Source organism: Bradyrhizobium sp. (genome assembly GCF_049581145.1).
Classification (GTDB): domain Bacteria; phylum Pseudomonadota; class Alphaproteobacteria; order Rhizobiales; family Xanthobacteraceae; genus Bradyrhizobium.
The window spans coordinates 1-9,271 of the sequence record NZ_JBAURI010000765.1 but is presented as its reverse complement, the minus strand read 5'-3'; the positions used below and the strand labels follow the sequence as shown (position 1 = coordinate 9,271).

10 protein-coding genes are annotated in these 9,271 nt (G+C 62.8%); 4 read left to right on the top strand and 6 right to left on the bottom strand.

Annotated elements, in window-relative coordinates; translation table 11 throughout:
* The 4 genes from WCB02_RS25210 to WCB02_RS25195 form a co-directional block, all read right to left on the bottom strand.
* Positions 1-360, bottom strand: a 360-nt coding sequence (locus tag WCB02_RS25210; RefSeq protein WP_423962454.1) for an ATP-binding cassette domain-containing protein, incomplete at its 3' end; no start/stop codon positions are given.
* Positions 357-1,292, bottom strand: coding sequence for a branched-chain amino acid ABC transporter permease (locus WCB02_RS25205; protein WP_423962453.1), 936 nt, complete (start codon positions 1,290-1,292; stop codon positions 357-359). The genes WCB02_RS25205 and WCB02_RS25210, both read right to left, overlap by 4 nt.
* Before the next feature lies 1 nt (position 1,293).
* The gene (locus WCB02_RS25200) at positions 1,294-2,160 is read right to left on the bottom strand and encodes a branched-chain amino acid ABC transporter permease (protein WP_423962452.1); all 867 of its coding nucleotides are present in this window, start codon (positions 2,158-2,160) and stop codon (positions 1,294-1,296) included.
* Between the two features lie 5 nt (positions 2,161-2,165).
* Entirely contained in the window at positions 2,166-3,263 is a 1,098-nt protein-coding gene (locus WCB02_RS25195) for an ABC transporter substrate-binding protein (protein ID WP_423962451.1), read from the bottom strand.
* 261 nt (positions 3,264-3,524) lie between these two features.
* Between WCB02_RS25195 and pncA the strand changes: the two genes are divergently transcribed.
* Positions 3,525-4,145, top strand: coding sequence for a bifunctional nicotinamidase/pyrazinamidase (gene pncA, locus WCB02_RS25190; protein ID WP_423962449.1), 621 nt, complete (start codon positions 3,525-3,527; stop codon positions 4,143-4,145).
* Between the two features lies 1 nt (position 4,146).
* On the opposite strand, the gene WCB02_RS25185 is transcribed toward pncA, so the two are convergent.
* Both WCB02_RS25185 and WCB02_RS25180 read right to left on the bottom strand, forming a co-directional pair.
* Positions 4,147-4,749 (bottom strand): ANTAR domain-containing response regulator, encoded by a 603-nt coding sequence (locus WCB02_RS25185; RefSeq protein ID WP_423962448.1) that lies wholly within the window; start codon positions 4,747-4,749, stop codon positions 4,147-4,149.
* A complete protein-coding gene (locus WCB02_RS25180; protein ID WP_423962445.1) occupies positions 4,746-5,930 on the bottom strand; it encodes a transporter substrate-binding domain-containing protein in 1,185 nt (394 codons plus the stop codon). Before WCB02_RS25180 ends, WCB02_RS25185 begins: the two co-directional genes overlap by 4 nt.
* Before the next feature lie 347 nt (positions 5,931-6,277).
* Between WCB02_RS25180 and WCB02_RS25175 the strand changes: the two genes are divergently transcribed.
* The 3 genes from WCB02_RS25175 to WCB02_RS25165 form a co-directional block, all read left to right on the top strand.
* Positions 6,278-7,795: an amidase gene (locus WCB02_RS25175; protein WP_423962442.1), complete on the top strand. Its 1,518-nt coding sequence runs from the start codon at positions 6,278-6,280 to the stop codon at positions 7,793-7,795.
* Between the two features lie 47 nt (positions 7,796-7,842).
* Positions 7,843-8,247, top strand: a complete 405-nt coding sequence (locus tag WCB02_RS25170; RefSeq protein WP_423962440.1) for a hypothetical protein — start codon at positions 7,843-7,845, stop codon at positions 8,245-8,247.
* 31 nt (positions 8,248-8,278) lie between these two features.
* On the top strand, positions 8,279-9,271 hold a 993-nt coding region (locus WCB02_RS25165; RefSeq protein ID WP_423962456.1), incomplete at its 3' end, for an ABC transporter substrate-binding protein.

Sequence of the window (9,271 nt, the reverse complement as noted above, 5' to 3'; positions counted from 1 at the left end):
GCCGACGACGATGTCGAACAACGACGACTTGACGAGGCAGGCGGCCGCGACCTTGACGTTCTCCAAGACGGACAGATTGCCGAAGATCCGGATGTTCTGGAACGTTCGGGCAAGTCCGAGCCGCGCGATGCGATGCGGCTTGAGGCGAAAGATCTCGTTGCCGTCGATGCGAATGGAACCGGCATCGGCATGAGACGCGCCGCTCAGCGCATTGAGCAGCGTGGTCTTGCCCGAGCCATTGGGGCCGATGATCGCCTGGACGATGCCGTCGGGCACATCCAGATCGACACCGTCGAGCGCCAGCAGCCCGCCGAACCGCCGCGTCACGCCGCGCGCGCTGACGATGGGAGAGTCCGTCATCGTGGCCTCAACCCGCGGAACGGGAATAGCGTCGCAATCGACGCGAGCCCGCCGGGCAGCAGCACGACCACGACAATGACGCCGAGGCCATAGAGCACGAGATACCATTGGCCGAGAAAGCGCAGCGCTTCCGGCAGGATGGTCAATGCGACGGCGCCAAAGATGCAGCCGGCAATGGAGCCCATGCCGCCGACGATCAGCATGGTCATCAGCAGCACGGCCTGAACGCCTGAAAAGCTGTCCGGGCTGACGAAGCGGATCGACGACGCGTAAAGGCAGCCGGCGAGCCCCGCATAGACCGCGCCGATCATGAAAGCGAGAAGCTTGGTCCGGGTGGTGTCGACGCCGCTCTGTTCGGCTGCGATCTCGCTGTCCCGGGTCGCGATCATGTCGCGGCCGAGCGACGAGTGGCGGACCCGGACCGCGACCAGGGTCGCGAGCGCCAACATCGCGAGCAGCAAATAGTAGTGCTGGATCTGGCCCCGCGGCGCGAGGCCGAACACGCTGATCCCGGGGATGGCACGCAGGCCGGACGTGCCGCCGGTCACCGGCTCCCAGTGGACGATGATCAGGCGTACGATCTCGCCGAAGCCAATCGTGGTCATGGCGAGATAATAGGTGCGCAGTCGCAATGTCGGCAGCCCCAGCACCAGGCTTGCCGCGAGCACGAGTGCAACGGAAAGCGCCGGCGTGACGATCCAGGGCAGGCCGGATTTGGTCGCGATCGCGGTCGCGTAGGCGCCGAGACCATAGAACGCGGCCTGACCGAAATTGATCTGGCCGGTCCAGCCGGTCGCGAAGTTGAGGCCCAGCACGACGATCGCGTTCAGGATTGCGAAGTTGAGCAATTGAATGATGTAGTCGCCGGCCGCGAGCGCCGGAAACGCCAGCGCGGCGATGACGGCGACTGCGATCGGCAGGCTGCGCTCCACGTCAGACCTTCTCGCTCGTCTTCTCGCCGAACAGGCCACGCGGCCAGGCCGTGAGAAAGGCGATCATCACGATGAAGGCATAGGCGTCGCGGAAATCGGATGAGACATAGCGTGCGCCAAACGTCTCGATCAGGCCGAGCAGCATGCCTCCGATCACGGCGCCGGGAAGATTTCCGAAGCCACCGACGACGCTGACGATGAACCCCTTCAATCCAAGGCTGCCGCCCATGGTCGGTTCGGCCAGGAAGATCGGGGCCACCAGCAGGCCCGCAATTCCGGACAGCACGGCGCCGAGCGCAAATGCAACCGCAATGGTCCGGTTGACGGGAATCCCGACCAGGCGCGCGGTATGCAGATCCTGCGCGGTCGCCTGCATCAGGATGCCGAAGCGTGTCCTGGTCAGCAGCAGATACTGCAGCAACAGGATCACGGCCAACGTTGCAAAGATCGCGAGCTGGTGCATCGAGATGACGACGCCCGCGAAGCGCAGCGGCGGCCCGCGTACAGGAGACGGCAGCGAGACCGGCAGCGGCCCCCAGATGATGAGAGCGAGGTTTTCCAGCACGATGCCCATCGCGATCGTGGTCAGGATCACCAGAAATGGCGGACGGCCGCGCAGCGGAAAATAGACCAGCAGCATGAACACGACGCCGATCAGCGCCATGGCCGCGATGGTCACGACCCAGGCAAGCGCGATCGGCAGGTTATGGGTGACCGCGCCGCTGATGCCGATGAAGGCGCCCAGCATCAAGAGCTGTCCCTGCGCGAAATTGACGATCTGGACGGTGTTGAAGATCAACAGCAGGCCCAGCGCGACCAGCGCATAGATGCTGCCGAGCGCCAGCCCGTTGACGACGAGTTGGCCCATCGAAATCAGTATCCTGCTTCCTTGATCGGTCCGATCAATGCGGGCGTCCTGCCGTTGTTGCGGTAGATGCCAAGGGTGTGGGCGAGATCGCCGGAAGCATCGGCCTGATAGCTGATCAAGAGACCTTTCCAGTCTTTGGTGGCGGCCAGGGCGTCGCGGATCGCGGCCTTGTCGCAGCCGACCTTCTCGATGATCGATTTCACAATGTAGACCGTGTCATAGTAGGCGACGGTGAAATTATCGGCCGGCACCTTGTATTTGTCCTGTACGCGCCTGGCCCAGTCCAATATCTTCGGGTCGGTCGAGGTTTGCGGGATCATGCCGCCGATCGCATAGCCGCCATCGGCTTCATCCGAGGAGAGATTGTTCAGCGTCGTCTGCGCCACGACGCTGGAATTGCCGATCAGCGTCAGCTTGATGCCGAGGTCGCCCATCTGCTTCATGACCAGCGCGACGTCCGCCGGCCGGCCGAACAGGATCAGACTGTCGGCGCCCTTGTCCTTGATCTCGAGCAGCTGCGCGCTCATGTCCTTGTCGGAGGGCGCGTAGGAGGTGACCGCCGCCGGCGCGACGTTGAGCTTGGCAAGCGCGGCCTGAATGCCCTTGGAAGCGCCGAGGCCATAATCGTCGGCGACCGCCATGATGCCGGGCTTGGTCTTGCCGAGGGTCTTGACCAGATATTGGGGGATCAGATCGGCGAGTTGTCCGTCATGGACATGGGTGCGGAACAGCCATTTGCTGCCTTGCGCCGTGATCTTGGCGTTGGTGGCGCCGACCAGGAACGGCGTCCCGGATTTCGTGACGGCATCGGTTTGCGCGAAGACGTGCGGACTGATCATCGAACCGAAGATGACCAGCGGTTTGCCGTCGATGATGCGATCCATCGCATTCAACGCGTCGGTGCTGGAAGCGCCGGTATCTTCCGTCGTCAGCGCTATCTTCTTGCCGGCGATGCCCCCACCGGCGTTGATTTCATCGACCGCGAACTCGGCGCCGTTGCGCGCCTGGGTGCCCAGCAGCGCCAGGTTACCGGTGAGCGCTGTCGTCAGGCCGAAGGCAATGGGAGAAGGACAACTCGCCGCATCGGCGCTTGCTTGCGGCATGGAGGATGCGAACAGAACAACCATGGCCGTGGCCGCGGCCACAAAATCCCTTGGGTACATCTTGTGTCCTTGTGCGATCAAACTGCCCAATTTGCATGCAATTGAGGTGCCAGATCGCATCTGGTCCGCGGAAAGGGACGGCGGGAAATTTTTCACGCGGGCAAGGAATAATCGCCGTTCGCGCGATCCCCTGAAAAAACTGCTGTCGGATCCGCGTCTCTCGGCTAGAATTTGAGAGATTAACCGTGATCAAGGCTGTCCATGCAGATACGGCCCGGCGAAGATGTGCTGCTCATCATCGACGTGCAGAATGATTTCTGTCCCGGCGGCGCGCTGGCGGTGGCCGATGGCGATGCGGTCGTGCCGGTCGTCAATCGGCTTGCCGAACGTTTCGCGCATGTGGTGGTGACGCAGGACTGGCATCCGGCGGGTCACAGTTCGTTCGCAACCAGTCATCCCGGGTCTGCGCCGTTCGAGACGATCGCGATGCCCTACGGCCCGCAGACGCTATGGCCGGATCATTGCCTGCAGGGCAGTGCGGGTGCGGCCTTTCATCCCAAGCTGTCAACCGACCGCGCTGAGCTCATCATCCGCAAGGGATTTCGCCGCCAGATCGATTCCTATTCGGCCTTCTTCGAGAACGATCAGCTGACGCCGACGGGATTGTCGGGCTATCTGCGCGAGCGGAGCTTGAAGAAGATCTTCCTGGTCGGGCTTGCGACCGATTACTGTGTCTACTACTCCGCAATCGACGCGCGCCGGCTGGGATTTGAGGCCGTCGTGATCGAATCCGGCTGCAGGGCGATCGATCTGGCGGGCTCGCTGTCGGCGGCCTGGTCGGGCATGGCCGAAGCCGGTGTGCAGCGGATCGCGGACCTTTAGCTCACGCGCTGCGGTTGGTCCGGTTCGGGATGCCGCCGGCTGCGATGATCTCCGCGCTCAATTGCTCGATGGTGGTGCGGTAGCGCATCGCCGTCTGCCGGATCAGGGCGAATGCGTCCTCTTCCGAAAGCGTGTGGTTCCGCATCACCTGCAGCACCGCGCCAAACACGACGCGGCGGGAGCGAACGCGGTCTTCCAATTTCTCGATATAGGCCGCTTCCTCGCCACGCCTTTGCGCGAAATCGAAGGCGACCACGAGCGCGGTGTAGAGCCCGGCGGAACGCAACGGCTTGACCAGAAATGACGCCGGACGCAGGTCGAGCAGCCACTTCAACCTGCTCGGCGTTTCGGTGCCGATCAAGGCGATGATCGGCGCATCGATTGTCGGCAACGGTGCCCGCTCGGATTTGATCGGCATGCAGTCCGCGTCCAGCACCATCACGTCGAAGGGCCCTCGCTGCGACTGCGCCTGAGAAGGATCGGTCTCCGTGACCGACATCCCGAGCCGGTCGAATTGCCGACGCACGATCGCGATGTCGCGCTCGTCTTTCATGATCAGGAGCGCGTGGCGGCCGCGTACGGTGAAAGGGGATGGTTTTGTCATTTGACGATCCGCAGGTGGTGGCCCGATCGCTTCGCGGGCGGATCGCCGGCCATTTCCGGTTTTGCTGCGATCGACGCCAGATCGAGATTGGAGAGATAGGGGTCGGGACGCTCCGGCGCGTCGGCTTCCCAGAAGATCTTGAACTGACATCCTAGCGCGGCACGCGCCAGGCGTGGCGTCAGGAAGCAGTGATTGTTGTCGGGATCGACCCAGATCGGGCCTTGCGGCGAATCGTAGCGGTGATTGGCGGCCGCGCGGCGGACGGCGGCGATATCGCTGGAGCCGGCACGACGAATGGCGCGGGCCAGCAGCATGACGCAGACATAGGTCGATTGTCCGTCCACCGACGGGTGGCTGTCCGCGCCTTGCCGCGCCTTCCAGCGCGCGACAAACGCGCGATTCTGCGGGCTTTCGATGCTTTCGAAATAGGCCGATGAGGTGATGCAGCCGATCGACGCATCGGCTCCGATCAGCTTCAGTTCCGGCTCGCACAGGCTGCAGCTCAGCACGGGAATGGATATGCCGGCGCGCCTGCAGGCCGCGTGCAGCGCGCGCATGAAGATATAGCTGGACTCGCCGACCAGCGTGTTGAAGACGGCCGGCGGTTTTCGCTCGATGATTTCCGTCACGATATGATCCACCGCGGTCTCGCCGAGTTCCAGCAGTCGTTCAGCGAGAATGTGGCCGCCCGCGCTGGTCACGATTTCACGCAGTACGCGATTGGTTTCCCAGGTCCACACGTAATTGGAGCCGGCGCAGAACACGTCGGCCCCGATCTGCTCGAGCATATGCCGGACCAGCGGCACCACGTTATGGTTCGGCGCCGCACCGACATAGATGACGTTGTCGCTGCTCTCGAATCCTTCGTAACGGGCCGGATGCCAGAGCAGGCGTTCCGTGCGTTCGACGATCGGAATGACCTGCTTGCGCGAGGCGGAGGTATAGCAGCCGACGATGTGCTGGACCTGCTCCTCGCGAATCAGGCTGTCGCAAGCGGCGTGATAGGCCGCGACGACACCGCCGGGATCGCGCAAGCGGGAGGCAAAGGCGAAATCGAATTCGTCGCTCTGATTGACCTCATCGATCGCCATCAGCGCGCTCTTCTCCATCTCGCGTGCCATCATGGCGTAAGGGCCCGATCGCGAAAACACGAGGCCAAGAGGGATTGTCGGCTTTGTCATCAATGACGCTCGAATTCCGTGTGGCAACCATCTCTTCGCCAGGCCATCGATCTGTCTCCTGCGTGCGCGCGCTTTGTGCGGCGTCAGCTCAAAAAAGATGCCGGCGTCTCATTGACAAGCGCGCTCAGCGTAAGACACTATTACCGCGCACGTAAATACGTGCATGCAAATACGTGCATGACGAATGAGTTCTCGCACAGCCGACGACGTCTGAGTGATGATCTCCCTGTTTCGTTCTGCCTCGTGAGACGACGCGACCATCGATAGACGCGGCATTGCAGCCATTCGGGGGCCTTTACGGGCCACGGGTGGCTTTTTTCGTTTGTGTGGAAGTGAGTGGGTGAAGCATGGCAGTTCGGCTTCCGACGTTGGAGCAGATCGATCAGCTCGGTGCGGAGTTTGGCCTCGTGCTGTCCAGCGAGGAGGTCGCAGCCTTCAGGCAGGCCTTCAAGGGGCCGTTGGCCTCGTATGGAAGGATCGAGGAACTGGTCGCTCCGGCGCTGGCGCCGGTTCCGCCGCGCTCACCGGGCTATCGGCCCGCGGCATCGGAAAATCCCTATGGTGCCTGGTACTGGAAGACCAACATCAAGTCCGGCAGCGAAGGATTGCTGAGCGGCAAGACCGTCGCGATCAAGGACAACATCTGCGTCGCCGGCGTGCCGATGATGAACGGCTCGGCGCTGCTGGAAGGCTACGTGCCGGAGTTCGACGCCACGGTCGTGACGCGGATCTTGAACGCCGGCGGCACGATCGCCGGCAAGGCGGCCTGCGAGGATCTCTGCTTTTCCGGTGCCAGCCACACCTGCGCCGGTGGCGTCATTCGCAACCCGCACAATCCGGCCCATAGCGCCGGCGGTTCCTCCGGCGGCAGCGCCGCGCTGGTCGCCTCCGGCGAGGTGCCGATGGCGCTGGGCGGAGACCAGGGCGGTTCGATCCGGACGCCCTCGAGCTGGTGCGGCGTCTACGGGCTGAAGCCGACCTGGGGCCTGGTGCCGACCACCGGCTCGATGCCGATCAGTTATTCGGTCGATCATTGCGGTCCGATCTGCGCGTCCGTCGATGACGTCGCGCGGCTCCTGACCGTGATCGCCGGCCACGACGGCTGGGATACACGCACGATCGCTGCGCGCCCCGGCGACTATCTGAGCGCGCTCACCCAACCCGCGCGAGGCTTGCGTGTCGGCATCCTGCATGAAGGATTTGGTCATGCCGAGAGCGACCCCGACGTAAACGAGAAAGTCCGGCAGGCGATCGCGGCGCTGGGCAAAGTCGGGGTCGAAAGCGCGGAGATTTCCGTGCCCTGGCATCTCGATGGGCCGCATGTCTGGAGCGGCATCATCCTCGAAGGCGCCGCCGAAATGATGCTGAAGGGATATGGCGTCGGCAACAACGTTCAGGGCTACTATCCGGTGTCGATGCAGGAGGCGCTGGCGCGCGGCATGGCAACGCGGATCAATGACGTCTCGCCGACCGTGAAGCTGGTGCTGATGCTCGGCGAATACATGCATCGGCACTATCATGGACGCTATCATTCGAAGGCACAGAACCTGCGGGGGCTGCTGCGGCACGCCTATGACGATGCCCTGGAAAAGTTCGACGTGCTGGCGATGCCGACGATTCCGTTCACGGCAACGCCGATCCCGCCGGCTGATGCCCCGCTCGGCACGTTGATCGACACGGCGCTCAACATGCAGGCAAATACCTGCTCGTTCGACGTATCCGGGCATCCTGCCTTTACCGTGCCATGCGGGAGGGTCAATGGTTTGCCGGTCGGACTGATGCTGGTCGGCCGACATTTCGAGGAAGCGACCTTGATACGGCTGGCTCTGGCGATCGAAGCCGGCGGGGACGGGAAGCTGAATTGAGGCACGCGGCAAAGGTTTCGTGCCGCCGAAGGATTGAAGGTGTCGCAATGATCAACGACCCCGGCGCCAGTCAAGCCGCCGAACTCGGGAACAATGGAGGTGGTGCCTCGACCGCCGTGCTCAATCCCCCTGCGCCGGAACGGGTACGAAAAGTGCATATCGACAAGGACGGCATTCGCTGGAGCGACATCATCAGTTTGTCCGACCAACCCTTCATCGGCACTTCGCCCGAAATCGAGGCGATCTCCTCGTTGCGGCCGGACGACCACGGCAGCAACACGGATGTGCCGCATGTCGTGCCGGGGCGACCCGCTACTTTCCCGAGCACGGCAAGGGCGGACTGCTTTGCGTCGGCGATTGCCGTGCCGACGGCGCGTCGTCAGGCGTCGCGATCGAACGGCGCGCCGCCCACCATGGGCGCGTCTATCCTGAAGAATTATCTGGTTGCCTGATGTGGCTGGAAAAATGAGGAGAGCAATGGCAATGAAAATGAACCGCAGGAAATTTTTGCAGACCACGGCCGCTGGTGCCGCGACCGGCCTGTTCGCCTCCGAGGCCTGGGCGGCAGATGAAATCAAGGTCGCCAGCATTCACGATCTCTCGGGCGGCCTCGACATCTACGGCAAGCCCATGGTGGACGCGATCGTGCTCGCCGTCGAACAGACCAACGCGGCGGGCGGCCTGCTCGGACGTCAGATCAAACTGATCAACTACGACACCCAGTCGAACATGCAGCTCTACACCCAGTTCGCCCAGCAGGCCGCCCTGAAGGACAAGGTCGCGGTCGTACATGGCGGCATCACCTCCGCCTCGCGCGAAGTCATCCGGCCGGTGCTCGATCGTTTCAAGACGCTCTATTTCTACAACACCCAATATGAAGGCGGCGTCTGCGACCGCGACCAGTTCGACACCGGCGTCACGCCGGCGCAGACGGTGGAAAAGCTGGTGCCCTATGCCATGAAGAAGTGGGGCAAAAAGGTCTATGTCATCGCCGCCGACTACAATTACGGACAGATCACGTCGCAATGGGTGAAGAAATACGTCACCGATAATGGCGGCGAGGTCTCTTCGATCGACTTCTTCCCGCTCGACGTCACCAATTTCGGTCCGACCATCTCCAAGATCCAGGCGGCGAAGCCGGATTTCGTATGGTCCGCGCTGGTGGGCGGCGCGCATATCTCGTTCTATCGGCAATGGGCCGCGGCCGGCATGCGCAAGAGCATTCCGATGGCATCCACGACATTCGCGGGCGGCAACGAGCAGATCGTGCTGTCGCCCGAGGAGTGCGACGGCATTCTGGTGTGCTACAATTATTTCCAGGACCTGAAGAACCCGGTCAACGCCGCGTTCGTGGAGAGCTTCCACAAGCGTTTCGGCGCCGACTATCCCAACATCACCGAGCTTGCGATGGGGACCTATCAGGGCTTCAACCTGTGGGCCGAAGGCGTGAAGAAGGCCGGCAGCGTCGACCGCCTG

What these genes read in the sequence shown, in the direction of transcription:
- WCB02_RS25200 (WP_423962452.1), bottom strand. Translation starts at nt 2,160, where the DNA reads ATGGGCCAACTCGTCGTCAACGGGCTGGCGCTCGGCAGCATCTATGCG.
- WCB02_RS25185 (WP_423962448.1), bottom strand. Translation starts at nt 4,749, where the DNA reads ATGACAAAACCATCCCCTTTCACCGTACGCGGCCGCCACGCGCTCCTG.
- WCB02_RS25170 (WP_423962440.1), top strand. Translation starts at nt 7,843, where the DNA reads ATGATCAACGACCCCGGCGCCAGTCAAGCCGCCGAACTCGGGAACAAT.
- pncA (WP_423962449.1), top strand. Translation starts at nt 3,525, where the DNA reads ATGCAGATACGGCCCGGCGAAGATGTGCTGCTCATCATCGACGTGCAG.
- WCB02_RS25180 (WP_423962445.1), bottom strand. Translation starts at nt 5,930, where the DNA reads ATGACAAAGCCGACAATCCCTCTTGGCCTCGTGTTTTCGCGATCGGGC.
- WCB02_RS25175 (WP_423962442.1), top strand. Translation starts at nt 6,278, where the DNA reads ATGGCAGTTCGGCTTCCGACGTTGGAGCAGATCGATCAGCTCGGTGCG.
- WCB02_RS25195 (WP_423962451.1), bottom strand. Translation starts at nt 3,263, where the DNA reads ATGCCGCAAGCAAGCGCCGATGCGGCGAGTTGTCCTTCTCCCATTGCC.